At 74.8% G+C, this 24,861-nt stretch carries 21 protein-coding genes and 2 tRNA genes; 8 read left to right on the top strand and 15 right to left on the bottom strand.

Annotated elements, in window-relative coordinates; genetic code table 11:
• Positions 1 to 62: 62 nt before the first annotated feature.
• Entirely contained in the window at positions 63 to 1,202 is a 1,140-nt protein-coding gene (locus ACZ6EJ_RS07450; RefSeq protein ID WP_469265192.1) for an LLM class flavin-dependent oxidoreductase, read from the top strand.
• A gap of 52 nt (positions 1,203 to 1,254) precedes the next feature.
• On the opposite strand, the gene ACZ6EJ_RS07445 is transcribed toward ACZ6EJ_RS07450, so the two are convergent.
• Positions 1,255 to 3,144, bottom strand: coding sequence for a putative bifunctional diguanylate cyclase/phosphodiesterase (locus ACZ6EJ_RS07445; RefSeq protein WP_469265191.1), 1,890 nt, complete (start codon positions 3,142 to 3,144; stop codon positions 1,255 to 1,257).
• 669 nt (positions 3,145 to 3,813) lie between these two features.
• On the opposite strand from ACZ6EJ_RS07445, the gene ACZ6EJ_RS07440 reads away from it, so the two are divergent.
• On the top strand, positions 3,814 to 5,058 hold the full coding sequence (locus tag ACZ6EJ_RS07440) for a M6 family metalloprotease domain-containing protein (protein WP_469265190.1): 1,245 nt from the start codon (positions 3,814 to 3,816) through the stop codon (positions 5,056 to 5,058).
• Positions 5,059 to 5,113: 55 nt separating this feature from the next.
• Here ACZ6EJ_RS07440 and ACZ6EJ_RS07435 read toward each other — a convergent pair.
• From ACZ6EJ_RS07435 to ACZ6EJ_RS07405, 7 genes are all read right to left on the bottom strand, one after another.
• A tRNA-Lys gene (locus ACZ6EJ_RS07435) sits at positions 5,114 to 5,187 on the bottom strand.
• Positions 5,178 to 5,867: a bifunctional DNA primase/polymerase gene (locus ACZ6EJ_RS07430; protein WP_469265189.1), complete on the bottom strand. Its 690-nt coding sequence runs from the start codon at positions 5,865 to 5,867 to the stop codon at positions 5,178 to 5,180. The genes ACZ6EJ_RS07435 and ACZ6EJ_RS07430 overlap by 10 nt, the downstream gene beginning before the upstream one ends.
• A gap of 510 nt (positions 5,868 to 6,377) precedes the next feature.
• Positions 6,378 to 6,719, bottom strand: a complete 342-nt coding sequence (locus tag ACZ6EJ_RS07425) for a hypothetical protein (RefSeq protein WP_469265188.1) — start codon at positions 6,717 to 6,719, stop codon at positions 6,378 to 6,380.
• 205 nt (positions 6,720 to 6,924) lie between these two features.
• Positions 6,925 to 8,259, bottom strand: a complete 1,335-nt coding sequence (locus ACZ6EJ_RS07420; RefSeq protein ID WP_469265187.1) for an AAA domain-containing protein — start codon at positions 8,257 to 8,259, stop codon at positions 6,925 to 6,927.
• A 61-nt stretch (positions 8,260 to 8,320) separates the two neighbouring features.
• On the bottom strand, positions 8,321 to 9,934 hold the full coding sequence (locus ACZ6EJ_RS07415) for a hypothetical protein (RefSeq protein ID WP_469265186.1): 1,614 nt from the start codon (positions 9,932 to 9,934) through the stop codon (positions 8,321 to 8,323).
• Complete coding sequence (locus ACZ6EJ_RS07410) at positions 9,925 to 11,118, bottom strand: hypothetical protein (RefSeq protein WP_469265185.1); 1,194 nt, start codon at positions 11,116 to 11,118, stop codon at positions 9,925 to 9,927. Before ACZ6EJ_RS07410 ends, ACZ6EJ_RS07415 begins: the two co-directional genes overlap by 10 nt.
• The gene (locus tag ACZ6EJ_RS07405; protein WP_469265184.1) at positions 11,000 to 11,983 is read right to left on the bottom strand and encodes a phosphatase PAP2 family protein; all 984 of its coding nucleotides are present in this window, start codon (positions 11,981 to 11,983) and stop codon (positions 11,000 to 11,002) included. The genes ACZ6EJ_RS07410 and ACZ6EJ_RS07405 overlap by 119 nt, the downstream gene beginning before the upstream one ends.
• A 241-nt stretch (positions 11,984 to 12,224) precedes the next feature.
• Here ACZ6EJ_RS07405 and ACZ6EJ_RS07400 point away from each other — a divergent pair, with 241 nt between their 5' ends.
• Positions 12,225 to 12,821, top strand: a complete 597-nt coding sequence (locus tag ACZ6EJ_RS07400; protein ID WP_469265183.1) for a histidine phosphatase family protein — start codon at positions 12,225 to 12,227, stop codon at positions 12,819 to 12,821.
• 178 nt (positions 12,822 to 12,999) lie between these two features.
• On the opposite strand, the gene ACZ6EJ_RS07395 is transcribed toward ACZ6EJ_RS07400, so the two are convergent.
• Positions 13,000 to 14,421, bottom strand: coding sequence for a tetratricopeptide repeat protein (locus tag ACZ6EJ_RS07395; protein ID WP_469265182.1), 1,422 nt, complete (start codon positions 14,419 to 14,421; stop codon positions 13,000 to 13,002).
• Positions 14,422 to 14,663: 242 nt separating this feature from the next.
• On the opposite strand from ACZ6EJ_RS07395, the gene ACZ6EJ_RS07390 reads away from it, so the two are divergent.
• The 4 genes from ACZ6EJ_RS07390 (at position 14,664) to ACZ6EJ_RS07375 (ending at position 17,864) form a co-directional block, all read left to right on the top strand.
• Positions 14,664 to 15,161 (top strand): hypothetical protein, encoded by a 498-nt coding sequence (locus ACZ6EJ_RS07390; protein ID WP_469265181.1) that lies wholly within the window; start codon positions 14,664 to 14,666, stop codon positions 15,159 to 15,161.
• A gap of 78 nt (positions 15,162 to 15,239) precedes the next feature.
• On the top strand, positions 15,240 to 16,163 hold the full coding sequence (locus tag ACZ6EJ_RS07385; RefSeq protein ID WP_469265180.1) for a spermidine synthase: 924 nt from the start codon (positions 15,240 to 15,242) through the stop codon (positions 16,161 to 16,163).
• A 131-nt stretch (positions 16,164 to 16,294) separates the two neighbouring features.
• The gene (locus ACZ6EJ_RS07380) at positions 16,295 to 16,999 is read left to right on the top strand and encodes a response regulator transcription factor (RefSeq protein WP_469265179.1); all 705 of its coding nucleotides are present in this window, start codon (positions 16,295 to 16,297) and stop codon (positions 16,997 to 16,999) included.
• A 274-nt stretch (positions 17,000 to 17,273) separates the two neighbouring features.
• The gene (locus ACZ6EJ_RS07375) at positions 17,274 to 17,864 is read left to right on the top strand and encodes a lytic polysaccharide monooxygenase auxiliary activity family 9 protein (protein WP_469265178.1); all 591 of its coding nucleotides are present in this window, start codon (positions 17,274 to 17,276) and stop codon (positions 17,862 to 17,864) included.
• Positions 17,865 to 18,033: 169 nt separating this feature from the next.
• Here the strand turns inward: ACZ6EJ_RS07375 and ACZ6EJ_RS07370 are convergent.
• The 3 genes from ACZ6EJ_RS07370 to ACZ6EJ_RS07360 form a co-directional block, all read right to left on the bottom strand.
• Positions 18,034 to 18,106 (bottom strand) — tRNA-His (locus tag ACZ6EJ_RS07370).
• Between the two features lie 120 nt (positions 18,107 to 18,226).
• Positions 18,227 to 18,832: an oligoribonuclease gene (gene orn, locus ACZ6EJ_RS07365; RefSeq protein ID WP_469265177.1), complete on the bottom strand. Its 606-nt coding sequence runs from the start codon at positions 18,830 to 18,832 to the stop codon at positions 18,227 to 18,229.
• Between the two features lie 10 nt (positions 18,833 to 18,842).
• The gene (locus tag ACZ6EJ_RS07360) at positions 18,843 to 20,045 is read right to left on the bottom strand and encodes a helix-turn-helix domain-containing protein (RefSeq protein ID WP_469265176.1); all 1,203 of its coding nucleotides are present in this window, start codon (positions 20,043 to 20,045) and stop codon (positions 18,843 to 18,845) included.
• Positions 20,046 to 21,050: 1,005 nt separating this feature from the next.
• Here ACZ6EJ_RS07360 and ACZ6EJ_RS07355 point away from each other — a divergent pair.
• Positions 21,051 to 21,572 (top strand): universal stress protein, encoded by a 522-nt coding sequence (locus ACZ6EJ_RS07355; RefSeq protein WP_469265175.1) that lies wholly within the window; start codon positions 21,051 to 21,053, stop codon positions 21,570 to 21,572.
• A gap of 163 nt (positions 21,573 to 21,735) precedes the next feature.
• On the opposite strand, the gene glmS is transcribed toward ACZ6EJ_RS07355, so the two are convergent.
• From glmS to ACZ6EJ_RS07340, 3 genes are all read right to left on the bottom strand, one after another.
• On the bottom strand, positions 21,736 to 23,565 hold the full coding sequence (gene glmS / locus ACZ6EJ_RS07350; protein ID WP_469265174.1) for a glutamine--fructose-6-phosphate transaminase (isomerizing): 1,830 nt from the start codon (positions 23,563 to 23,565) through the stop codon (positions 21,736 to 21,738).
• 66 nt (positions 23,566 to 23,631) lie between these two features.
• On the bottom strand, positions 23,632 to 23,907 hold the full coding sequence (locus tag ACZ6EJ_RS07345; protein WP_469265173.1) for a hypothetical protein: 276 nt from the start codon (positions 23,905 to 23,907) through the stop codon (positions 23,632 to 23,634).
• A gap of 87 nt (positions 23,908 to 23,994) precedes the next feature.
• The gene (locus ACZ6EJ_RS07340) at positions 23,995 to 24,861 is read right to left on the bottom strand and encodes a DUF4429 domain-containing protein (RefSeq protein WP_469265172.1); all 867 of its coding nucleotides are present in this window, start codon (positions 24,859 to 24,861) and stop codon (positions 23,995 to 23,997) included.

Here is a 24,861-nt window from a genome sequence, read left to right as displayed (position 1 = left end):
GCGGAGTCATCCTCCTGTTGTACCGCTCCGTTACGGACGACAGCACCAGGAGGAACCGGCACGTGGACGACATCCGAGGCCAGGAGGCCCGCGGCGACGCGAGGGACGACCGGGCGGACGAGGACGGGATCCGGGGCGCCGCGGTCGGAACGGCCCCCGTGCCGCTCTCCGTCCTCGACCTCGTCACCGTGGGGCGGGGCCGTACCGCGACCCAGGCCCTGCGCACCGCCGTGGACATCGCGAAGCTCACCGAGAGCCGGGGCTTCCACCGCTACTGGGTGGCCGAGCACCACTCCATGCCCGGCGTCGCCTCGTCGTCCCCGGCCGTGATCCTCGCGCACGTCGCCGCGCACACCGAGCGCATCCGGCTGGGCTCCGGCGGCGTGATGCTGCCCAACCACGCCCCGCTGGTGATCGCGGAGCAGTTCGGCACCCTGGAGGCGATGGCTCCGGGCCGGATCGACCTCGGCCTCGGCCGGGCCCCGGGCACCGACGGCGCGACGGCGGCGGCCCTGCGCCGCACGGACCGGCTCAACGAGGGGGCCGACGACTTCCCGCAGCAGCTCGCGGAGCTGCTGCGCTTCCTGGACGACGACTTCCCGGACGGGCACCCGTACGCGCGTATCCACGCCGTGCCCGGCCCCTCCCAGGCCACCGCCCCCGGAGGCGTCCAGTCCGCCCACCGGCCGCCCGTCTGGCTGCTGGGCTCCTCCGGCTTCAGCGCCCGGCTGGCCGCCACGCTCGGCCTGCCCTTCGCCTTCGCGCACCACTTCTCCGCGCAGAACACCATCCCGGCGCTGGAGCTGTACCGGTCCTCCTTCCGCCCGTCCGCCGTGCTCGACGCCCCGTACGCCCTGATCGGGGCGTCGGCGCTGGCCGCCGACGACGAGCGCGAGGCACGCCGCCAGGTGATGACCGGCGCGCTGTCCATGCTCCGGCTGCGCAGCGGCCGTCCGGGGCTCATCCCGAGCCCGGAGGAGGCGGAGGCGTACGCGTTCAGCCCGATGGAGCGGGAGTTCGTCGACAGTTGGCTCTCCAACGTGATCCACGGCACCGCCGACGAGGTCCGCTCCGGCCTGGACGACCTGGCCAAGCGGACCGGGGCCGACGAGCTCATGATCACCGCCAACGCGCACGGCGGCGAGGCGCGGCTGCGCAGCTACGACCTGATCGCGGACGCGTACGGACTGCCCGCCGCGTGAGGGGCGGGCCCCGGCCCGTCGTCCGGGGCGCCGGCGGCCGGCCGGGCCCCGGTCAGCCCTCCAGGGGGCGGGACCCGATCAGCCCGGCGATCCGGTCCGGGGTGACGGCCCGCGAGTACAGCCACCCCTGACCGGTGTCGCAGCCGATCCGCCGCAACCGCTCCGCCTGCCCGGCCGTCTCCACGCACTCCGCGGTGACGGTCAGCCCGAGCCGGTGCGCGAGCTGCACCATGGCCTCCACGATCGTCTCGTCGGCCGGGCTCGGGTGTGCGCCGTCCTCGTACCGGAAGCCCCGCACGAAGGCCCCGTCCAGCTTCAGCACGGAGACGGGCAGCCGGCTGAGGTAGGCGAGGTTGGAGTACCCGGTGCCGAAGTCGTCGATGGCGATCCGCACCCCCATGTCGCTGAGCGCCTGGAGGGCGCGCAGCGGACGGCCGCCCGAGCCCATCACCGCGGACTCGGTCAGCTCCAACTGGAGCAGTCCGGGGTCCAGCTCCGTCTCGGCCAGGATGCGGCCCACGTCCGCGACGAGGTCGGAGTCCCAGACCTGGCGTACGGCGACGTTGACGCTGATGAACAGCGGCGGCTCGTCCGGATGGTCGAGCTGCCACCGCCGCGCCTGCCGGCAGGCGGTGCGCAGGACCCAGCGGCCGAGCTGCACGATGGAGCCGTCCTCCTCGGCGATGCCGACGAACCGATTCGGCGACAACACCCCGAACTGCGGGTGGTTCCAGCGCACCAGCGCCTCGACGCCGCGCAGCACCCCGTCCGCCATCCCGACCAGCGGCTGGTACTCCAGCGTGAACTCACCGCGCTCCACGGCGGGCCGGAGCGTGGAGGAGAGGGACTGCCGGGTCATGCGGTGGGCGTTGCGCTCGGGGTCGAACAGGGTCCAGCGCGCCTTGCCGTCCGCCTTCGCCCAGTACAGCGTGGTGTCGGCCGCCTGCATGAGACCGGTGGGCGAGGTGCCCGCCGCGGCCCGCTCGACCACCCCGATCGAGGCGGAGACCGAGAGCCGCTGCCCGGCCAGGTCGAACGGCTGCTGGAGGGCCGACAGGACCGCGCGGGCCAGATCGGTCAGCTCCTGCGTGCCGGCCGAGTCCTCGACCAGGATCGCGAACTCGTCGCCCCCCAGCCGCGCCACCAGCCTGCTGCCGCCGGGGGTGTGCGTGGCGTCGCCGTCGGCGCACTCGGTGAGCCGGGCGGCGACGGCGGCCAGCAGCCGGTCCCCGGTCCGGTGGCCCAGGGTGTCGTTGATCGCCTTGAAGCCGTCCAGGTCCAGGTAGCAGAGCCCGATCCGGCGGCGCCGCCGGGGCGGCAGCGAGTCGTCCTGGTAGGGCGGGGTCTCCAGGACCGAGGCCAGGCGCTCGAAGAACAGCGTCCGGTTGGGCAGCCGGGTGACCGGGTCGTGCATCTGGAGGTGGCGCAGCCGCTCCTGGAGCTCGCGCCGGTCGCTGACGTCCGCGACCGTGAGCAGGACCCGCGCGGGCTCCGCCGGCGAGGTCCCGGTCATCGGCACGACGGTGACCTCCGCCCACAGGCAGCGCCCGTCGGGGTGCTTGACGCGGCGGGTGCAGCGGAACCGGGAGCGGCGGCCCTGGAGCACCTCGCGGTACCCGAGCCAGGTCCGCTCGTCCGAGGCGAGGTCGAACAGCTCGCACGCCTGCTGCTCGACGAGGGCCTCCGCCGAAGCGCCCAGAAGCCCGCCGAACGCCTCGTTGGCCCGCAGGATCCTGCCGCGGCCGTCGACGACGGCCATGGCGAGCGTGGCGGCGTTGAACGCGGCCCGGTAATCGCGCAATTCGGCCGGATCAAGCCCCTCCGCACCCGCCCTCCCCGGCTCGCCGCCGCCGGGGAGCGCATGACGCTCCGTGACCGGCGCGGGGGGTGCGCCGGAGGCCGTGCCTGCCGGGACCCTCGGCCCTTCGGAGGTTCCGCTCACCGCTCGCTCCCGCTGTGAAGATCGTCGTGAACAGATGGGGTCGGACAGGCCACCGGGTGGCGAACCCGTGGAGGGGCCCGTGCCACGCGGGAAAGCGTGGTGAAGCATAGAGGGTGGCGCGTCGGCCGTTCCAGCTCATGGTCCGGTACAAGCCTCCGTGGAGCACCCGAGGGGGCGGGGCGAGGAATTCCGCTTTGCCCGAGGCTGATCGTTTCTGCGTGAATCTGTTGCAACGGAGTGCGGGACTGATCGTTAGTGACGCTCTGTGAAGGTATGGGGGAAGGTGGCCCGTACATATGAGCGTGGCGGTGCGACGCGTCGATACGGGGTCGCCCACCGGAGTCGAGCGGTACGGCGGCACGAGCCCGCCCCACCGGAGCGCGGCGGCGTCTCGGAGCCGGCCCGCCCACCCGAGCCGAGCGGTACGGCGGGGTGGGGGCCACCTGGACCGGGCGGTACGGCGGCACCGGGTCGCCCACCCGAGCCGGGCGGTGCGGGCGGCACGAGCCCACCGGGACCGGGCGGTACGGCGGCACGAGCCCGCCCACCCGAGTCGGGCGCCACGACCGGGTGGGGCCGCTGACCCGAGTGGGGCAGCACAACAGGGCGCACCGGCGCCGACCGGCCCAGGGTGGACGTGATACCCCGCGTCCCCACCCGGAGGTCGATGTGCCGTGCCGTCGCGGACCCGGAGAAGCGGACCGGTCGACGCTGCGCAGTCTGGCGGCCACCGCGACCTCCCTCCTGGCGCTCGCCGCCACCTCCCTCGTCGCGGGCCCCGCCGCGGCAGCCCCGGAGGGCGACGCCGCGCCGTGCGCCCTGCCGCGGACGGCGGCGCACCACTCGGTCGGCCTGGACACCTGGAACACGGCCTACCCGCGCCCCGGCCGCGGCCTCGACGCGGTCATGGTCTTCCTGTCCTTCCCCGACTCCGCGCCCGTCCTCACCCCCGCGGAGCTGGCCGCCGACCACTTCCCCTCCACCACCCGCTTCTTCGAACGCGCCAGCTACGGCGCGTTCACCCTGCGCGCCCACCCCCGGCCCGGCTGGACGCCCATGCCGCGCGACTCGTCCGCGTACGGCATAGCGCGCGACTGGGACCCCGAGCGGCGCACCGCGTACCTGCGCGACGCCATCGCCGCCGCCGACCCGGAGGTCGACTTCTCCGCGTACGACATCGTCTACCTGGTGGCCGACCCGGACGCCCCCGGCGTCGACTCCGACGCCACCAAGGTCGTCAACTTCGAACGGCCGCTGCGCGCGGACGGCGCCGACATCCGGCGGGTGGTGACCGTCTTCGAGCGGCACCCGCCGGACCGCAACGTCCTCGCCCACGAGACCGGCCACGTCTTCGACCTCGCCGACCTCTACCGCCGGCCCGCCGACGGCAAGGGCGACTGGGACACCCACGTCGGCGACTGGGACGTCATGGGCAGCCAGTTCGGGCTCGCCCCGGACCTCTTCGGCTGGCACAAGTGGAAGCTGGGCTGGCTCGGCGGCCGGCAGATCGTCTGCGTGCGGGGCTCGGCCGACCTGACCCTGGAGCCGATCGCCGCCGCCCCCCTGCCCGGCGCGTCGATGGGCACCCGGCTCGCCGTCGTCCGCACCGGCGTCGACAGCGCCCTCGCCATCGAGGCCCGCGGCGCCACCGGGAACGACCGGGACACCTGCGCCGAGGGGATCCTGATCTACCGCGTCCGCAGCGGGGCGGCCTCCGGCGGCGGCCCCGTCGAGGTGGTGGACGCCCATCCGGAGACCGGCGCCTGCTGGGGCCGCTCGGTCTACCCGCCGCTCGCCGACGCCCCGCTCGAGGTCGGGGAGACCCTCACCGTGCCCGGCGACCGCACCCGCGTCGAGGTGGCCGACCGCACCCCCTCCGGCTCCTGGACGGTCCGCGTCACCACCGGCGTCTGAACGGTCCCCGCACACGAAGAAGCCCCCCGCTCGCGCGAGGGGCTTCTTCCGTCGGTGCGCCGTCAGGGACTCGAACCCCGGACCCGCTGATTAAGAGTCAGCTGCTCTAACCAACTGAGCTAACGGCGCCTGCTGACGTCGTAGACATTAGCACCCTGGTCCGCCCGAGGAAAAATCGTCTGCCCGCCGCTCCGCGAAGCCGCCGACCGGCTCGCCCGCACACAGGCCCAGAGCAGGACGTCGGGGCCGGGAAGCCATGGACATCGGGTGTCCGGGGCGACCAGCCAGCGCGGCCCCCCGTCCGCAGACGCACAGGTCAGCGGCGGTACGGTCACGGCGTCACCGGTGCCGTGGCAGAGCAGGGGCGGCGCGGCGACCCGCCTCGCCCCGCCGTCCTGCGGCCCCCCGGTCCCCCACTCCTCCCAGGCGAGCAGCGAGGGCAGCCGCTGGGCGGTTCCGGGGGCCGCGAACAGCAGCATCCGCCCCCGGTGCGAGGCCACCGGACCGGAACCGGGGCCCTCCGCCCAGAGCTGCTCCAGCATCTGGCGGCCGAAGAGCGCGGGCGCGCTGACGACGTCGAAGGCGGACCCGCAGGGCAGCACTCCGGGCGCACCGGGACGCTCCCGCCACTGGGCGAGCGTGCTGCGCGGATAGGCCGTGGCCCCCGCCAGCCAGGCGGCGCCGTCAGCGGTGACCTGGGCGGCCGCCTGCTGTCCGGTCTGGTCCCGCAGCAGGGCGAAGATGTCGACGCCGTGGTACGCGGCGGCACCGGCCCGAAGGGTCGTTTCGTCTTTCAGCCATGCGCTCATGGAGAACGTTCTACCGGGAGTGACGAAGGAGTTCCCCAGAGTCGTCGAAAACTCGGACAGGGAGGGAACCGGAGGAGTATCTTGCCCGGCTGAATATGCCACGGGACTGCGCTGACGCCCTGACCGCCCGGCGCACGCCGGGCGCGCACGCCCGGTGGACGCGAGGGGGGAGGCCCCGGCGTCGGGGCCGGTGGGCGTCACGTACGGGGGGCGCACGGAGGGATGCCGAGGCCACGACCGGTACGGGGTACGGGTGCGGCCCGGCGACCGGGCCGGTGCGCGAGGGGGTGCAGCACGCCGCCGGTGGCGAACCGAGCGGCCCCGGCGAACGGGCCGGTGCGGCGTACCGGTGAGCTGCCGGCGGGACCGGCCCGGTGTACGGATGAGCCGTCGGGGTCGGGACCGGCGCGGCGTACGGAGGCTGCCGCAGCCGGTGCGGCGTGCGGGGGAGCCGCCGCCGGGACCGGTGCGGCGCACGAAGGCCGCACCGGCGGTCGGACCGGCGTCGCGTCACGTACGGGGGGCGTCCAGCAACGACCGGCCGAACTCGATCATCTTCTTCGCGTAGTCCTCGGTCCACTGCGCGCGCTCCGCCACGTCCGCCGCCGTCAGCCGGTCGAAGCGGCGCGGATCGGCGAGCTGGGCCGCCGCCATCGCCTGGAACTCCACCGACCGGTCCGTCGCCGCCCGGAACGCCTGGGTCAGCTCGGTCGCGCGGGCCAGCAGCTCGCGGGGGTCCTCCATCGACTCCAGGTCGAAGAAGTGCTCCGGATCGGCCGCCGCCTGAGACGGGTCGAAGAGCAGGGGCGCGGGGCGCAGCCGCTGCCGTTCGTTCCGCTCGGACTGTGTCATGGACGTTCCTTCCTCCGATGGCCCGGACGGCCACCCTCCATTGTCCGCCCCCGCGCAAGGGGACCGCCGCACGCGTCACGGACCGGCGGGGGCCCGCCGGCACGAGGGGCCGCCCGAGCGGGTGCGGCGGTGTCGCCACCGTCGCGCGCACGGCCGCGGCGACCGGCCGCCGCGTCCGCCTCCCGCAGCGCACCCCCGCGTCGCGTCACGGCCGCCAGGACACCCGCCGCTCCGCGAGGTGCGCCAGCACCGCGTGGTTGGCCTCCCAGCCGTCCGGGAACTTGACCGTGACGCCCAGTTGGACCGGCTCCGTGGACGGGTGCTCGTCCAGCAGGTCCGCCACGCCCGCCCGGCACACCACGACGCAGGCGTGCCGGTGGCGCGAGGCCAGCACGCACAGCCGGCCCGTCTCCAGATGGAACGCGGTCGCGTCCGGGCGGCCCGACAAGGGGTGCAGGACCACCGTCACGTCGAACTCCCGGCCCTGGAGCCGGTTGGCCGTGTCCACCGCCACGCCCACCACGCCCAGCTCCGCGAGGGCCGCCCGGACCGCCGCCGCCTGGTCCCGGTGGGCCGTGCCCACGGCGACCCGGTCCGCCGTCACCGGCACCGGCCCCTCGGCCCGCTCGCTCGTCGCGGCGCCGCCCCGGTCCAGCAGCCGCCGGACCACCAGCGCCACCGCCCGTACCGCCTCCGGGTCCGTGCGCGGAGTGTGCCGGGCCGGCAGCTCCAGCAGCCCCCACCCGGTCTCCGCCGCCTCGTCCAGCACCCGGTCCGGCCCCGACCCGTCCGACGCGACGCCGAACGAGAGCCGCCGGTCCCCGTGGTCCGTACCGCTGCGGAAGGGGGTGTACGGGTAGAACGCGTCCGACACCAGCGGGGCCGCCGAGGCCGGCAGCCGCCAGGAGACCGGCAGCCGGTGCTGCGGCAGCTCCGGATTGTGCGCCAGCAGCGTGGACACCGCGCTCGCCGACGGGTCGTAGCTCAGCCCCGCCCACTGGTCCGCGCCCACGATCGAGAACGGGTCCAACTGGCCGGGGTCCCCGACGAACAGCGCCCGCTCGAACAGCCCGGCCACGGCCAGCAGCGCGTCCGAGCGCATCTGGTACGCCTCGTCGACGATCGCGTGCCCCCACGGCTCCACGTTCTTGACGTGCGCCCACTTGGCGGCCGTCGAGATCACCACGTCCAGCCCGGCCAGATCCGCCGCCTTCGCCGACTTCACCACGTTGTCCAGGCCGTCCAGGACCTTGTCGTACGGATCGGAGTCGCTGCTGTGCAGCCGGCCCACCGGCAGCTCCGGCTCCTTCTCCGCCAGCCGCACCACCAGGTCGTCGACCTGGGCGTTGGTCTGGGCGACCACCATCAGCGGCCGCCCGGCGGCGGCCAGCTCCAGCGCGGCGCGGACCACCAGCGTCGACTTGCCCGCGCCCGGCGGGGAGTCCACGACGACCCCGCGGGCGGTGCCGCGCAACGTGTCGTCCAGGATCGCGCCGGTCGCCCGCGCCGCCGCCGCGCCGGGGTCGAGGACGGCGCTCACCGCGGGCCCTCGGGGAGACGGGGGGTCGGGGTCACAGCGGGTCCTCCCCAGCCGGTGGCGGTCACAGCAGGTCCTCGGGGGTCACGGGGTCGGGGTGCTCGGCGCGGACGGCGTCCGCGCCCGGCGGGCCGCCGTGGGTCCACGGCGTCTCCTCCGGGTCCGGCAGCTTCGGGCCGCCGCGCTGGTCGTGCTCGAACAGGGTCCAGGCGATCCGCTCGCCCGGCTCCGGCACCGAACCGGGCGCGGGCTCCCTGCCCCGGCCCATCCGGTCCAGGACGCGCAGCACCAGCCGGATCTCCCCCTCCCCGGCGGGCTCGTCCCCGTACGCCACGAACTCCGCCGTCTGCGGTCGGCCCTCCAGCGAGCGGTAGACCCTGGTCCGCTCGCCCAGGTGCGGACGCTCGTCGGTGCGGACCGTGACCAGCGGGCGCGGGGAGGGCCGCTTGGACTCGGTGTACGCCATCTCCACCCCGGTCACCTCGGCCACGAACGCCTCGCCCGCGAGCCGGCGGCCCGCCAGCACCAGCGGGTCGTCCAGCGCCTCCTGGGCCTCCAACTGGGCCTGGGCCGTCTCCCGCGACGCCAACTTCTGCGCGGCCGTCACCGCGTCGTCGCGGCGCGGCTGCGGGGGCTCGCCCGAACGCACCCGGTCCCGGTGGCCGGTGAACGACCAGCGGTCCCGGCGCCAGCGGTCCTCGACCCTGGCACCCTCCGGCAGCTCCCGCAGCAGGTCGAGACCCCGCCAGACCGCGTCCCAGGTCGGCAGCATCACCCCGGCCAGCAGGGCGCGGATCTCGCGCTCGGCACCGCTCAGCTCGCCGAGGCGGGCGTCCGCCGCGAGCCCGTCCTCGGCCGCCGCGAGCGCCGTGCGCGCCCGGTCGTACCGCTCGATCGCGGGGGCGAGGCGCCGGTTGTCGAACGCCGGGTCGGTGGCCGGACCGGCCGGCGGGCACAGCAACTGGCCCTCCTGGTCGCGGGCCAGCTCCGCCCGGAGCGCCGCCTCGGCCCCCGAGGAGTCCTCCGGGGGGTCGATCCAGGCGAGCAGCGCGCCCAGGTGCTGGTCCTCCAGACTGCTCTGCCCGGTCGCCCAGTGCCGGTTCAGCAGGTCCGTGGCGGCGAGCAGCAGCGAGGAGCCGGGGACACGGGCCCGCTCCCCGTAGTGCGTCAGCCAGCGGCCGAGCAGCGGGACCCGCGCCGGGGCCGGGTAGGGGGTGTCCGGGTCGTCCTCGGCGGTGCGCCGGAAGCGCATGGACCGGCCGAGCAGCCGGACGAACTCGACGCCCGCCCGGCTCGGCACGACGAGCTGGGGCGCGTCCGCGCACAGCTCGACCTCGACTTTGGTCTTCTTGCCGGTGGCCGGGTCGGTCTCGTTGCGCTCGGCGGGCTCGACGACGTCCGCGTACGCCTCGATGTGCGGAAGGACGGCCTCCGCCAGCTCCGCCAGGAACGCGAACCGCAGGTCGCGGTCGCGCGGCTGGGCGACGGCCAGCAGCCGGGGCGCCTCCCGGTCGGTGCCGACCAGCGCCCCCAGCGGGGCCCCGGCCTCACCGGCGGTGGTCAGCGGCACCAGCACGAGGGGCCGGTCGGCGACGTGGCGGTGGCGGACGGTCGCCAGCGGCTGGGCGCGGCCCGAGTCGACGGCCTCCAACCGGGCGAGGGTGGTGATCAGCGACATGCGGCCGCCCCCTCCAGCGCCTCGGCGCGCAGCGCGGCCGCCCGGCGCAGCGCGGCGACGGTCGGGTCGGCGGGGTCGCCCTCCTTGCCGGCCGCGGCCGCCAGCACCCCGGCGACCGTCGTCAGTCCGCCCAGCTCGCCGCGCACGCTCCGGCCGAGGCTCTCCACGGCCCCCTCGGCGCGGGACTTCGCCCGGCAGTGGAAGGCCAGCTCGCAGGCGGCCAGGCACTCCGGGGCGTAGGCGGCGGCCACCGAGCCGACGGCGGCGTCCAGCTCGGCGGGCGGGCACGCCGGGTCGAACGTGGTCCCCTCGGGCAGGGCCGCCGCGATGTCCTCGATGCGCGTCAGCCGCGTCAACTGGCGGCGGGTGACGGCACGCTGCTTGCGTACGTCCACGACGGAGGCGGTCGGCAGGTTGGAGAAGTCCTTGGGGCAGACCAGCAGGACCCGGTGCCCGACCTCCGCGCCCTCGGTGACCGCCGCCACCCGCTCCAGCGCCAGCACGTACACCGCGGCCTGCCGGGCGGCCGCCCCGACCTTCGCGGCGTCGGCGGACGCGTCGATCATCGGGAACGACTTGATCTCGATCACCGTCCACCGGCCGTCGGGGTGCACCACCACCGCGTCCGGCTCCAGATAGGCGGGGGAGCCCGCCACCTCCAGGGCGAGCATCGGGTGGTCCAGCAGGGCCCACGCGCCCGCCGCCGTGACCTCCCGCAGCGCGAGCGCGGTGCGCGCGGCCCGGCCCTCGGGGCCGGCGGCGCTCAGATCGGGGGTGGCCGCGTCCCCGGCCGGGGCGGGGGCGCCGTCGCCGAGGCGCTCGTACAGCAGGCGCAGCAGCTCCGCGCCGCCGTCGGCCTTGACCCGCGCCTCGAACGCGTTGCCCCGCATGAAGGCGAACTGGGACTGCCCGAAGGGGGCGGGGGAGCCGAGCGCGGTGGCCAGCACGCCCTTGTCCACCCCGGCGCCGTCGAGCAGGGCCCGGCGCTTGCAGCCGGGGTTGGCGGCGAGGGCGGCGAGGGCGCGGGCGTCCAGCGGATGCGGCTGGACGGAGGGGCCGCGCAGCTCAGCGAGCCGCTGCCGGAGCGTCGTCGCTGGCGGCCGCGGCGCTTCCGGCCGCCGGGTCGCCGACTGCCGTGCCGGGGGGATCTGCGGAGGAGGTCCGCTGGCCGGGGATTCGCTCACCCGCCGAAGTCTCGCACCCGGCACTGACATTCGGGGAAACGGCCGCTGCGGCCGGGCTGCCGCCGCCCGCGGGGCGGCCCGCCGGGACCGACGCGGACCGGGCCCCGACCCCCTCCTTGCACCGGTCGGCCAACCGCATGGCGGGCCTGGTCAGCAGGGCCCCGAGCCCCATCACCGCCGCGCCCGCGACGGCGTCCAGGAAGTAGTGGTTGGCGGTGCCCATCACGACGACCGCGGTGAGCAGCGGATAGGCGACCCCCGCCGCCCGCACGAGGGGGTGGCGGCCGTGCCGCCACAGCAGGATTCCGCACCAGACCGACCAGCCGACGTGCAGGCTCGGCATCGCCGCGTACTGGTTGGTCATCCCGCTCAGCCCGCGCGGGGCGCTCGCGCCCTCGCCCCACCAGCCGTAGGCGCTGTACTGGGCCATCGTGTCGACGAAGCCGTGGCCCGCGTCCAGCAGCCGGGGCGGGCAGGTCGGCATCAGCGTGAAGCCGACGAGCCCCAGCAGGGTCGCGTTCATGAGCCACACGCGGGCCGCCCGGTACGCCGCCGACCTGCGCCGGAACATCCAGACGAGGACGGCCGGGGTGACCGCGTAGTGCAGGGAGGCGTACGCGAAGTCGGCGGGTATCCCGAGCGAGGGGGTGCTGGTGAAGAGACGGTTCAGCGGGTGTTCGGCGTTCAGGTGGAGGGCCTGCTCCAGCCGCAGGATCGCCAGGCCGTGGTCGACGGCCGTCGACACGTCGCCCCGCACCAGGAGCCGGCCGGCCGAGTACAGGGCGTACACCACCGCGATCAGCGGCAGCTCCGTCCACCAGCGGGGGCGGTGGCCGGTCGGGGACAGGGCGGTGGCGTGCGGCATCCGGTGGCTCTCCCCATGTTCATGCGGCCGACGGCGAGCGTTCAACCGTACGGCGGAGTGGGGCCGCCGAACCCTCCGGGGCCCCCTTCCGGACATCCCGTGCGCAGACCGTCCCGCCGGGCCGGGGCCGGTGGCGGGAGGCTGCTCAGGAAGGGACGCCGCCACGGCCCGGAGGGTTGCCAGGATGGGGGGTACGGGATGATGGAGGGCCCAGCACCAGCGTTCCAGGGAGAGCTCCGACATGGCACCGCGCATCCTGCTCGCCCGGCACGGCCAGACCCAGTGGTCCGTCCGGGGCAACCACACCGGCAGGACGGACATCCCGCTCCTGGACACCGGCCGCGAGGGCGCGGCGCTGCTCGGCGAGCGGCTGCACCGGGACCCCTGGGCGGGGCTCCCCGGCGTGGAGATCCGCACCAGCCCGCTGGTCCGGGCCGCGGAGACCTGCGCGATCGCGGGGTTCGGGGAGCGGGCCGAGCCGTGGGACGCGCTGATGGAGTGGGACTACGGGGCGTACGAGGGCCTGACCCCGGCCCAGATCAAGGCGGACCGCCCCGACTGGCTGATCTGGCGCGACGGGGTGCCGGACGGGGAGTCGCCCGCACGGGTCGCCGCCCGCGCCGACGAGGTCGTGGAGTGGGCGCGCTCGGCCGACCGGGACGTCCTCGTCTTCGCCCACGGCCACATCCTGCGCGCGCTGGCGGCGCGCTGGCTGGGCGAGGACCTGTCCTTCGGCGCCCGCATCCGCCTGGAGCCGACGTCCCTGTCGGTGCTGGGATGGGCGTACGGGATGCCGGCCGTGGAGCGCTGGAACGACACGGGCCACCTGGAGCGGTAGGGCCCCGATGGACGGGGCGGGCGGCGCGAGGGCCTTCCGCCGGGGGGCGCTCGGCGGCCTTCCGGCGCGAGCGCCCGGCGCCCCGTGGGCGGCGGGCTCCCGGTGGCAGCCGCCCCGTGGGCGGGGCGCCTTCGACGGCGCCCCTTCGTCCGGCGGCGGCCCACCGCCGCCCGGTCCCTCATCCGGCGGGGGACGACTCCCGGTGCCGGGCCAGGAACGCGGTGACCGGGGCCGCCCCGCCGCGGGACGCCAGCACGCGGGCCGCCTCCGCGAGCATCCCCCGGATGCGGGAGGAGCGGACCCGTGACAGCAGGTCCAGCACCTGGTGGCCGGTGGCCGCCGCCTCGTCCGCCCGGCCCGCGCGGGCCAGGTCGCCCGTGAGCTGGGCCCGGTAGAGCGCCAGGTTCCGGGTGAAGTGCGCGTCCTGGAGCGCGGTCGCCCGCCGCCCGTGCCGGGCCGCCCGCGACCAGTCGCCCAGCGCCGACCAGCACTGCGCCTCCAGCAGCTCCAGCTCCGCCTCCCGGAAGAAGCTCATCCACTCCGGATCGGCCGCCGCCGGCCCCTGCTCGAACGCCGCGCGGGCCCGCCCGATCGCCAGGTCGCACCCGGCCCGGTCCCCGAGCCCGGCCCGGCCCCCCGCCTCCCGCAGCGCGAGCAGCGCCAGCAACCGGGGCGACCCCAGCCCGCGGGCCGCCCGCTGCCCGGCCTCCGCCGCCCGCAACGCCTCCCGAGGCCGCCCCGCGTCCCGCGCCAGGAACGACGCGTTGCAGAACGCGTGCGCCTCCAACCCCGCGTCCCCGGCCAGCCGGGCCGTGGCCAGCGCCTCCGCGTAGTGCGAGCGGGCGTCGTCGAAGCGGCCCGAGTCGTGGGCCAGCCAGCCCACCGAGATGGTCAGCTCGCCCGCGCCCGCGTGCAGCCGGTTCGCGGTGGCGCGCCGGGCGGTGGTCCCGGCGTCCAGCAGCTCGTACACGGCGCGCAGCGGCTGGGCGGCCCGCCGGTACAGCCCGTCCGCGCCGTGCCGGTCGTCCATCAGCCGGATCTGCCGTACGGCGTCCTCGACGGCGCTCACCTCCGCCTCCCCGACCCTGCGGGGCGGGGGCGGGGCGGCGGGGTCGGCGAGCGCGGTCGCTCCGCCGAACCCCAGTGAGGCGGCCGCCACCGTGGCGGTGCCGCTCGTCATGAACACGCGACGCAGCACGTCGCTCTCCTCGTCCGTGTCGTCGATGGCGTTGGTTCCCTGGGCGTCGTGAACGCCGGTGCGGCGCCCGTCCGGGCCGCCGCCGGGGCGCGCGGGCGGCGGTTCCCCCGGCGGGGGCGCGGACGCGGCGCGCGCGCCCCTTCCGCGTACGCTCTCGCGGGCCGTGAAACCGAGGTCCGTCAGGGAGGTTCCGGGGAACATGTGCAGGAATACCCGTTCATAGGCGTAGTTGGGGCAGCGGATCTCCCCGGACTCCACGCGTCCGACGTAGCGGGCGTCGCACGCGACCTGCTCCCCGATCTCCCGCGCCGCCCTGCGCACGAGCGCCGCGAACTCCCCGGCGGAGCGTTGGCCGCGCAGTTGACGGAAGGCGAGGTTGGGAACTGCCCCTGTCGACACCATGGCCGGCCCCTCTCTGGTGCGGCCGGGCACCCGCTTCCCGGTGCCCCCGGCGGAGCAAGAACGTACCTGCTGTGACGAGACGCACACGCAGCGTTTCGTTATAAAAGGGATGTATCGCCTCTGATCCGCCATGAACTGCCACCCTTTGCGGCGGTGTGGGGCCGTAGCCCTTGACGCACTCGCCGCGTTGGTCCCCGTGGAGACGGAGTCCGGCTCCGTTCGCGATGAGAGGAGAAGTTCCCTTGTTGCATCTCGGCAGGGAGACCGGTTCATGGACGACCGCCGCGACCACTGCGACGCCCTCGACGAGGACCCCGAAGCCCCCGGCGGCCGCCGTGCCCCCGGCGGCCCGCGCGATCCGGGCGGGCGGCCAGCGCCCGGAACCGCGGGAGGCGTCCTGCGACCTCGTCACCGTCCCCGCCCGGCAGGGCCTGGAGGCCGTCGACATCCTCCGGCGGGGGGCCCACCACGACGCCGTCGGCCCCGTCCTGCACGACGGGACGGGCGACACCCTCGGCTTCCTCGTGCCACCGGGCACCGCCGACGCCTGGGACGTACCGGGAAGCGCCTGTACGCGGACCGAGGGCCGCGGCCTGCGCGTCCCCGCCGAGCCGCCGGTCACCGGCGCGGCCTGGCTGCTCCCGCCCGCCGACGACGCCCCGGTCACCGACCCCGCCGCGCTCCGCGCCGCGCTCGACCAGGCGGCCCAACTGCTGGAGGCGGCCGACAACTGCCACTGAGCCCATAATGGCCGTACGGGCGGAACGCCTCCGCCGCGGCCGGCGACCCGGTCCCCCCACCAGCAAGGACCAGTGAACGTGGCACGTCGAGGAGGACCGGCCGGGGGCGCGCGGAAGAAGGGCCGGCCCGAACGCCAGGGCGGCCGGAGCGCCGGCCGGGCCGAGCGGGAGCCGGTCTCCCGGGCGGTCGGCGGCGGGCTCGCCGAACTCGTGCCCGACCGGGAGCGTCCGCAGGGTTGGACGCTCCTCATCGACGGGGCCCCGCAGTCCCACGTGGACCTCGGCGACCCCGCGCACCTCGCGTTCGCCTACCAGCGCCGGCTCGGCCACGTCATCGACCTCGTCGCACCCCCGCAGCAGCCGTTGCACGTCCTGCACCTGGGCGGCGGCGCGTTCACGCTCGCCCGGTACGCCGCCGAGACCCGCCCCCGCTCCACCCAGCAGATCGTCGAGGTCGACGCCCCTCTCGTCCAACTCGTCCGCGAGAGCCTTCCGTTGGACCCGCAGGCCCGTATCCGGGTCCGCGCCGCGGACGCCCGCGAGGGGCTCGGCAGGCTTCCGGACGACTGGGCCGACCTCGTCATAGCCGACGTGTTCGACGGGGCCCGCACCCCGGCCCACCTGACCTCCGCCGCGTTCCTCGCCGAGGTGCGCCGGGTCCTGAAGCCCGGCGGGAGCTACGCCGCCAACCTCGCGGACGGGCCCCCGCTCGCCCACCTGCGCGGCCAGGTCGCCACCGCCGCCGCCGTCTTCCCCGAACTGGCCCTGGCCGCCGACCCGGTGGTGTGGCGGGGCCGCCGCTTCGGCAACGCGGTCCTGCTCGCCTCGGCCCTGCCGCTGCCGGTCGCGGAGTTCACCCGCCGCGTGGCGAGCGACCCGCACCCCGGCCGCGTCGAACACGGGCGGGCGCTCACCGACTTCACCGGCGGCGCCGCCGTCGTCACCGACGCGTCCGCCAAGCCGTCCCCCGCGCCGCCGCCCTCCGTCTTCGACGCTTCCTGACGACCCGCGCCGCCTTCGTCGGAGGTGCGCGCGAGTCCCCACCGGGCCCGCGAGGAGGGGGACTTCGGGTGTTCGGGGAGGTTTCCGGGAGGTCGGCTCCGGGCCGGGCGGCATGGCGTACGGTGCCGCCCATGGCACGTGTGCTCGTGGTGGAGGACGACCAGTTCGCCCGTTCCGCCCTCATCCGGCACCTCACCGAGTCCTCCCACACGGTACGGAGTGTGGGCACCGCGCTCGACGCGCTGCGCGAGGTGGCGCACTTCCGGTTCGACGTGGTCGTCCTCGACCTGGGGCTGCCCGACCTGGGCGGCCGCGAGACGCTGAGGATGCTGCGGTCCATCACGGACGTCCCCGTGATCGTCGCCACCGCGCGGGACGACGAGGGCGAGATCGTCCGGGCGCTGAACGACGGCGCCGACGACTACCTGCCCAAGCCGTTCTCCGTCGAGCACCTCTCCGCGCGCATCGCCGCCGTACTGCGCCGCTCGCGGGCCGCCGGCGGCGAGGCGGCGCGGTGCGGGGTCATCCGGGTCGGCGGCCTCGCCATCGACCCGCTGCGTCGCAGCGCGGTCCTGGACGGGTCCGAACTTGGCCTGACGCGCCGGGAGTTCGACCTGCTGACCTACCTGGCGGGGCGCCCCGGCGTGGTCGTCGCCCGCAGGGAGCTGCTGGCCGAGGTCTGGCAGCAGTCCTACGGTGACGACCGGACCGTCGACGTCCACCTGTCCTGGCTGCGCCGCAAACTCGGCGAGTCCGCCGCCCGCCCGCGCTATCTGCACACGCTGCGCGGCGTGGGCGTGAAGCTCCAGCCGCCGGCCGCGGAGCCGCCCGCGTGACACGGGCGGGCGGGGGCGGCGGGAGCGCGCCGTCGCGCGCCCCTCGGCGGCGATGGGCCTCCCCGTCGGACGGCCGCTCCAGGCGGCTCCCAGGCCGGCCCGAGCACGTCCTCGCAGGGACGGGACGGCGGCGTCGCCCCGCCCCTTCTCCGCACCCGTCATTGGTATGGACATGACCGAGTGGCGGGTCTAGCCTGATGTTGGTCTAGACCAAGGATCCGAAGAGCCCGGCCCCTTGTTCCGCAGCTCCCTCCCTCCACATCAGGAGCACACCATGCGCAGGAAGATCACCTCCTTACTCCTCGGCCTCGGCGTCGCGGGGGTCTCGCTGCTCGCCACCTCCGGCAGCGCGCAGAGCCACGGCTACACCGACGCCCCCGTCAGCCGGCAGCAGCTCTGCGGCAACGGGACCGTCCGCAACTGCGGGCAGATCCAGTGGGAGCCGCCGAGCGTCGAAGGCCCCAAGGGCTTCCCGGCGCGCGGCCCCCAGGACGGCCTGATCTGCGCGGGCGGCAACCAGCGCTTCGCCGAGCTGGACGACCCCCGCGGCGGCGCCTGGCCCGCCTCCACCGTGAGCGCCGGGCAGAGCTACACCTTCCGCTGGCGGATCTCCGCCCGGCACGCCACGACCGACTTCCGGTACTACGTCACCAAGGACGGCTACGACCCCGCGAAGCCGCTCACCCGCGCCGACCTGGACCCGCAGCCCTTCCTCACGGTGCCCTTCGGCGGCCGGCAGCCGGGAGCGACGGTCACGCACGCGGGCAACCTGCCGCAGAAGTCCGGCAAGCACCTGATCCTCGGCGTCTGGACCATCGCGGACACGGGCAACGCGTTCTACGCCTGCTCCGACGTCAAGTTCTGACCGGCGGCACCGGACACGACGAAGGCCCGGCCTGTTCGCACAGGCCGGGCCTTCGCCTTCGCCGGGGCGGGCCACGGGACCGGCACTTCCTCCTGCCGTGGGGTTCCCAGGACTTTCGGGCATGAAGAAGGCCCGACCTGTTCTCACAGGTCGGGCCTTGATCAATCAGGGTGAGTAACGGGACTTGAACCCGCGACATCCTGGACCACAACCAGGTGCTCTGCCAGCTGAGCTATACCCACCATGTCGTCCGGTCGTTTCCGACCGGCCGAGAAAAAGTGTACAGGGTCCGGGAGGGTGCTCGCGCCCCCGATTCCCCGAGCCGGTCGAGGGGCGCTCGCACCCCTGTGACCAGCGGGTTTCTACGGAGTGGCCGGGATGACGTGGCGGGCCGCGATCTCCTTGGCGCGCTCCGAGTCCGGGCCGGGCTGCGGGACGAAGACCGCCTCCCGGTAGTAGCGCAGCTCCGCGATGGACTCGCGGATGTCCGCCAGCGCCCGGTGGTTGCCGCTCTTGGCCGGGCTGTTGAAGTACGCGCGGGGGTACCAGCGGCGGGCCAGCTCCTTGACCGAGGACACGTCCACGATCCGGTAGTGGAGATAGCCCTCCAGCTCCCGCATGTCCCGCGCCAGGAACCCGCGGTCGGTGCCGACCGAGTTTCCGCAGAGCGGGGCCTTGCCCGGCTCCTTCACGTGCTCCCGGACGTACGCCAGGACCCGCTCCTCGGCGTCGGCCAGGGTGGTGCCCCCGGCCAGCTCGTCGAGCAGGCCCGAGGCGGTGTGCATCTGCCGCACCACCTCGGGCATGGTCTCCAGGGCCGCGTCCGGCGGGCGGACCACGATGTCCACCCCTTCGCCGAGCACGTTCAGCTCCGAGTCGGTGACCAGGGCGGCCACCTCGATGAGCGCGTCATCCGTCAACGAGAGCCCGGTCATCTCGCAGTCGATCCACACCATGCGGTCGTTCATGGACCCCACCCTACGGGGCGCTCCGCTGTCCCGGCAGGGCCGGGCGTCCGGCGGCGTACGCCTCCGGCCCTGGCAGGGAGTGCTCCGCGGAGCCCACCCCGGCCGCCACCGCGACGGGCGCCTGCGCGCCCCGGCGGCCCGCCGGCGCGCCCTGGCCGGGCACCACCGGGTCGACCGCGGCGCTCTCCGCCGACCCCTGCGGACGGCGGGCCCGGTAGGCGGCCCGGTACGCGGCGGGGGAGGAGCCGAGCTGGCGGCGGAAGTGCCCGCGCAGTGCGACCGGCGAACGGAAGCCGCAGCGGCCGGCGACCTCGTCGACCGAGTAGTCGGAGGTCTCCAGCAGCCGCTGCGCCTGGAGCACCCGCTGGGTGATCAGCCATTGCAGCGGCGCGCTGCCGGTGAGCGAGCGGAACCTCCGGTCGAAGGTCCGCCGGCTCATGTAGGCGCGTGCGGCGAGCGTCTCCACGTCGAACTGCTCGTGCAGGTGCTCCAGGGCCCAGGCCACGACCTCGGCGAGCGGGTCGGAGCCGATCTCCTCGGGTAAAGACCTGTCCAGGTAGCGCTCCTGCCCGCCACTGCGCCGCGGCGGCACGACCAGCCGGCGGGCGAGCGCCCCGGCGGCCTCCGTGCCGTGGTCGGTGCGGACTATGTGGAGGCAGAGGTCGATGCCCGCGGCCGTGCCCGCGGAGGTGAGCACGTCGCCGTCGTCGACGAACAGCTCACGGGGGTCGACGTGCACCGACGGGTAGCGCTTGGCCAGCGTCGGCGCGTACATCCAGTGGGTGGTGGCCGGCCGTCCGTCGAGCAGGCCGGCTGCCGCCAGTACGAAGGCCCCCGTGCACAGGCCGACGATGCGGGCGCCCTCCTCGTGGGCGCGGCGCAGCGCCTCCAGCGCCTCGGCGGGCGGCGGCGAGGTGATCGACCGCCAGGCGGGCACCACCACGGTGCCGGCCCTGCTGATCGCCTCCAGGCCGTAGGGCGCGGTCAGTTCGAGCCCCCCGGTCGTGCGCAGCGGCCCTTCCTCGCCGCCGCAGACCAGCAGGCGGTAGCGGGGAACTCCCGCGTCCTGCCGGTCGATTCCGAAAACGGAGAGCGGAATGGAGCTCTCGAAGATAGGGCCGCCGCTGAACAGCAGCACGGCAACGACTTCCCGGCGTCGCCGCCCGGTCAGTTTGCGTGCGGCCTCCGTCGCGGCGGCGGAGTCCTGGCTCATGACGCTAAGCCCCCCTCGGTGTTCGCGTCTCCCTGGTCCTTACGGGCCTGTCGCTCCTGCACGTTTCCCCTCGGTATCGCACGGGTCCCCAGTCTCCGATTTTCAAGATCGAATCTACTGCGTCGCGTGGTCTCGCCGTGACACCTTCCCCCACCGGCGCTAAGTCGATAAGGACACGTGGCGTGAAGCGTTCGATCACGAAGCGTTTCACCCGCGAAGCGCACAGGGAAGTGCCCTTCGACAACGTGGCCCGTCCGCGTCGGGTGAAAGCGTACCGCGCGGTCTCTTCCTGCCTGGTGGGCAGTGGGGTGTCCGGCCGTCCCGGCATGGGTGGGGCACCCGGCAGAAGTTGGCTTGAAACCATCGGTTGTGCGGAGGGGATTCGGTCACGCCCGGCGCACAACTGCGGGTCGGCGGCCGCCCCGGTGCGCTCCCTCGGACGCCCGAACCTTGGCGCGTTCGGAGCGCCGAGGCGGCCGTGACGGGCGGAAACGGCTCCGGAGCGGGGCGAGCGCAATTACCGACCGATGCGCTACGGGCGCCGAGCCGCGCGGGTCCGGGCGATCGGCCGGGGGAGGCCCGCGCCGCCGCGCCGCCCCTCGGGTCGCGGACCGGGGCCCCGCCCGCCCCCGGCGAGGGTCGGCGCGGCCGCCTCCGCCGGTCCGGCGGCCCGGCGGAGGCGTGGCCAACGGGGGCCGGGTGCGGGGGTGGCCGGCCGGTGTGCGGGGCGGTCGCGGGGCTCAGCGGAAAAACAGGGCGGCGGACGGGGTTTTCGCTTCCTCGGGCCCGTGTACGACACATCCGGCATTGCCATCCCGGACGGCCTCGGGCACACTCCCTGCAACGTCGAGCGCGCTTTTGCGGGGATCTGGGCAGTGGAGGCGTGACGCCTTACCCTGGAGGGTAGGGGGTAGGGAAGACGATTCCCGGACAGAGCTGCACCACCTGCTGAGCACTTCTCGAACCCGCTCCCTCCTCACGAGGACTCTCTTCGCCGAGACATCGATGGCCGGTCACGAAATCCCCGAACCCCAGGACCGCAAGCGGCTAGCCGACCCCGCGTCGGCGCCGCGGGCGGTCGAAGAAGCACGCCACGCGTGCGATCCCGCCTTCCGGCACGGAGTCGTGGTCGGCTTCGACGGCTCCACGTCCAGCGAGCGGGCTCTCGCCTATGCCATCGGCATGGCCGGCCGGTCGGGTTCGGGCCTGATCATCGTCCATGTCGCCAACCGGTTGCCGACCACCGTCTGGGCGGGCTGCGAGCCCCCCGTCTTCGTCGACGTCCCCGACCACCGCACCGAGGTCCTCGGGCTGGAGCTGGCCTGTGCCGACTACCTCCGCGACGTGCCCTGGGTGCTGGTCGAGCGCGGCGGCGACATCTGCCACGAGCTGGAGGAGGTCGGCCGGGAGTACGCCGCCGACGCCATCGTCGTGGGCTCCACGCACGGCATCGTCGGCCGGTTCTTCGGCTCGGTCTCCGGCCGCCTCGCGCGACGGGCGCGGCGCCCCGTCATCGTCATCCCCTGAGCGCCCGGCTCCGCCCGCGGGAGTCCGTCACCGCCCCTGAGCGTCCGTCACGGCCCGCCTTGCGCCCTGCCCTGGAGCGCGAGGCCCAGCCCCGTCCGGGAAGCACGAGGGCCCCGCGCCGTCGGGGACGGTGCGGGGCCCTCGGGCCGTGCGGCGCGGCGGTCTACTCGACCGTGACGGACTTCGCCAGGTTGCGCGGCTTGTCGATGTCGCGGCCCATCGCCAGGGCCGTGTGGTAGGCGAAGAGCTGGAGCGGGATGCCCATGAGGATCGGGTCCAGCTCGTTCTCGTTCTTCGGCACGACGATGGTGTGGTCGGCCTTCTCCTGGACCTGGTGGGCGACGGCGAGGATGCGGCCGCTGCGGGCCTTGATCTCCTCCATCGCGGCGCGGTTCTTCTCCAGCAGGTCGTCGTCCGGCACGATCGCCACGGTCGGCATCGCGGGCTCGATGAGCGCGAGCGGGCCGTGCTTCAGCTCGGAGGCCGGGTAGGCCTCGGCGTGGATGTACGAGACCTCCTTCAGCTTGAGGGAGGCCTCGCGGGCCACCGGGTAGCCGCGCACCCGGCCGATGAACATCATCGACTTGGCGTCCGCGTACTCCGCCGCCAGCCGCTTGATCTCGTCCTCGCCCGCCAGGATCTCGCTGATCTGCTCGGGCAGCCTGCGCAGCCCGTCGATGATCCGCTTGCCGTCGGCGACCGACAGGTCCCGGATGCGGCCCAGGTGGAGCGCGAGGAGGGCGAAGGCCACCACGGTGTTGGTGAAGCACTTGGTGGAGACGACGCAGACCTCGGGGCCCGCGTGGACGTACGTGCCGCCGTCGGCCTCGCGGGCGATCGCGGAGCCGACCACGTTGACCACGCCCAGGACGCGCGCGCCCTTGCGCTTGAGCTCCTGGACGGCGGCGAGCACGTCGTACGTCTCGCCCGACTGGGAGACCGCGACGTACAGGGTGTCGGGGTCCACGACCGGGTTGCGGTAGCGGAACTCGGAGGCCGGCTCGGCGTCGGCGGGGATGCGGGCCAGCTCCTCGATGAGCTGCGCGCCGATCTGGCCCGCGTGGTACGAGGTGCCGCAGCCCAGGATCTTGATCCGGCGCACCCCGCGCGCCTCGCGGGCGTCCAGGTTGAGGCCGCCCAGGTGCACGGTGGAGAACCGGTCGTCGATCCGGCCGCGCAGCACCCGGTCCACGGCGTCGGCCTGCTCGGAGATCTCCTTGTGCATGTACGTGTCGTGGCCGCCCATGTCGTACGACTCGGCCTCCCACTCCACCGTGGTCGGCGTGGCCGTCGTGGACGAGCCCTCCGTCGTGTACGTGCGGAAGTCGTCGGCCTTGAGGGTGGCCATCTCGCCGTCGTCGAGGGTGACGACCTGGCGGGTGTGGGCGACCAGGGCGGCGACGTCGGAGGCGACGAACATCTCCTTCTCGCCGATGCCGAGGACGACGGGCGAGCCGTTGCGAGCGACCACGATGCGGTCGTTGAAGTCGGCGTGCAGCACGGCGATGCCGTACGTGCCCTCGACCGAGCGCAGCGCCTCGCGGACCTTCTCCTCCAGGGAGTCGGCCTGTGCGCGGGCGATCAGGTGGACCAGCACCTCGGTGTCGGTCTCGGAGAGGAAGGCGACGCCGTCGGCGGTGAGCTTGGCGCGCAGCTCGGAGGCGTTGTCGATGATGCCGTTGTGGACGACGGCGACCTTGTTCTCCGCGTCCAGGTGCGGGTGGGCGTTCTCGTCGCTGGGGGCGCCGTGGGTGGCCCAGCGGGTGTGGGCGATGCCGGTGGTGCCGGCGAACCGCTTGGGGACCTTGGCCTCCAGCTCGCGGACCCGGCCCTTGGCCTTCACCGTCTTCAGCGTGCCGGGCCTGCCCGCCGCGGCCTTGCCGGTGATGGCGATGCCCGCGGAGTCGTAGCCCCGGTACTCCAGCCGCTGCAACCCTTCCAGCAGCAGCGGAGCGACGTCGCGCTTCCCGATGTATCCGACGATTCCGCACATGGATTCTCTGCCCCTCCATCGACGTACACGATCACTGTTCGGCGCCCCGCACCGGGCGCCCGGCGCTCAGCCGTAGACGATGCGGCGCAACTGGCGGAGCGAGAGCTCCGGCGGCGCCACCGCGCGGTGCGGCAGCTCGGCCGCGATCCGCTCGAAGATCTCCGTGTTGACCAGGCCGCCGGACTGCAGTTCGCGGTGGCGGCGCCGTACGTAGTCCTCGGTGCTCTCGTCGAAGTACGCCAGCACGTCGAGGACCACCCGCGCGGCCTCGCCGCGCTGGAGCGCGGTGGAGCGTACGAGGTGGTCAATGAGGTCGTCGTGCGACGAGCGGCGTTCAAGCACCCGTCGATATTGCGTGTCCGGACGCCCTTGTGCAAGAAATCTGCCCGATATCGGGCAGCGGAAGGGTGGTGGAGGGGTCGGATCGGGTCACAGGCTCCGGAGGACGGCCTGCTTGGCGGTGGTGAACTCCTCGTCGGTGAGGACCCCCGACCGGTGCAGCTCGCCCAGCTCCCGCAGGCGGCGCAGCAGGGCGTCGTGGTCGCCGGCGGGCGCGGCGGCGGCCGGGGCGAGGGCCGCGGCGGGCCCGGACGCGGCCGGGCGGGTTCGGGGCAGGCGGGCCAGCACCGCCGCCGCGACCAAAACCGCGGTGTACTCCTTCTTGGACATGCCCCACAGGTCCAGGGAGTACGGGTCGTACTTGGGCGGGGCGGTGACGGGCCCGTCGACCGGCTCGAAGCGCAGGTACCCGTTCTCCAGGCCGATCGAGGGCAGCCAGCGCACGTCCGCGATCCGCGCCAGCGGGAGGGACGACGGCCCGGCCGCGGTCTTCGCCTCCTCGGCCTTCCAGTTCCAGGTCAGCCGCACGGTCTCGCCGTCGAAGGAGGCCGTGCCGTCGCCGCCCCCGCCGGAGACCGGCAGCGCGGGGCCGGGCAGCAGGAAGCGGTCCACCGGGTCGCTCGGGACCTGCTCGATCAGCAGCGCGTCGCGGACCGCGTCGACGAAGTACTCCGCGACCCCCGTGCGCTCCTTCTCGACGCTCAGCGCGTAGGGGTCGGCGCCGTCCTTCAACCGGCCGCCGCCGGCCCGCAGGACCGGGCACGCGCCGCCGCGCAGCCGCAACCGCAGCCACCCGCCCTTGCGTTCGGACTCGAAGGAGATCCCCGCCAGCGCCCGCAGGGGGACGGACGTCTCGCCCAGCGCCTGCCGGAGCGGGTGCGCCTTCCCGCCCGGCACGACGCGTACCGTCTCCCCGTCGAACGTCCATGTCCCGTCGCGCTGGATGATTTCCGCCAT

Source organism: Streptomyces sp. NPDC041970, from assembly GCF_055588985.1.
Note: the sequence above shows the minus strand (reverse complement) of the source record. Positions and strands in the feature narration are given on the sequence as shown.

Bases quoted from the DNA above. Each gene is read 5' to 3' on its own strand.
- ACZ6EJ_RS07430 (WP_469265189.1), bottom strand. From the start codon at position 5,867: ATGAGCGCATGGCTGAAAGACGAAACGACCCTTCGGGCCGGTGCCGCC.
- ACZ6EJ_RS07425 (WP_469265188.1), bottom strand. From the start codon at position 6,719: ATGACACAGTCCGAGCGGAACGAACGGCAGCGGCTGCGCCCCGCGCCC.
- ACZ6EJ_RS07415 (WP_469265186.1), bottom strand. From the start codon at position 9,934: ATGTCGCTGATCACCACCCTCGCCCGGTTGGAGGCCGTCGACTCGGGC.
- ACZ6EJ_RS07405 (WP_469265184.1), bottom strand. From the start codon at position 11,983: ATGCCGCACGCCACCGCCCTGTCCCCGACCGGCCACCGCCCCCGCTGG.
- ACZ6EJ_RS07400 (WP_469265183.1), top strand. From the start codon at position 12,225: ATGGCACCGCGCATCCTGCTCGCCCGGCACGGCCAGACCCAGTGGTCC.
- ACZ6EJ_RS07395 (WP_469265182.1), bottom strand. From the start codon at position 14,421: ATGGTGTCGACAGGGGCAGTTCCCAACCTCGCCTTCCGTCAACTGCGC.
- ACZ6EJ_RS07380 (WP_469265179.1), top strand. From the start codon at position 16,295: ATGGCACGTGTGCTCGTGGTGGAGGACGACCAGTTCGCCCGTTCCGCC.
- ACZ6EJ_RS07375 (WP_469265178.1), top strand. From the start codon at position 17,274: ATGCGCAGGAAGATCACCTCCTTACTCCTCGGCCTCGGCGTCGCGGGG.
- orn (WP_469265177.1), bottom strand. From the start codon at position 18,832: ATGAACGACCGCATGGTGTGGATCGACTGCGAGATGACCGGGCTCTCG.
- ACZ6EJ_RS07360 (WP_469265176.1), bottom strand. From the start codon at position 20,045: ATGAGCCAGGACTCCGCCGCCGCGACGGAGGCCGCACGCAAACTGACC.
- ACZ6EJ_RS07355 (WP_469265175.1), top strand. From the start codon at position 21,051: ATGGCCGGTCACGAAATCCCCGAACCCCAGGACCGCAAGCGGCTAGCC.
- glmS (WP_469265174.1), bottom strand. From the start codon at position 23,565: ATGTGCGGAATCGTCGGATACATCGGGAAGCGCGACGTCGCTCCGCTG.
- ACZ6EJ_RS07340 (WP_469265172.1), bottom strand. From the start codon at position 24,861: ATGGCGGAAATCATCCAGCGCGACGGGACATGGACGTTCGACGGGGAG.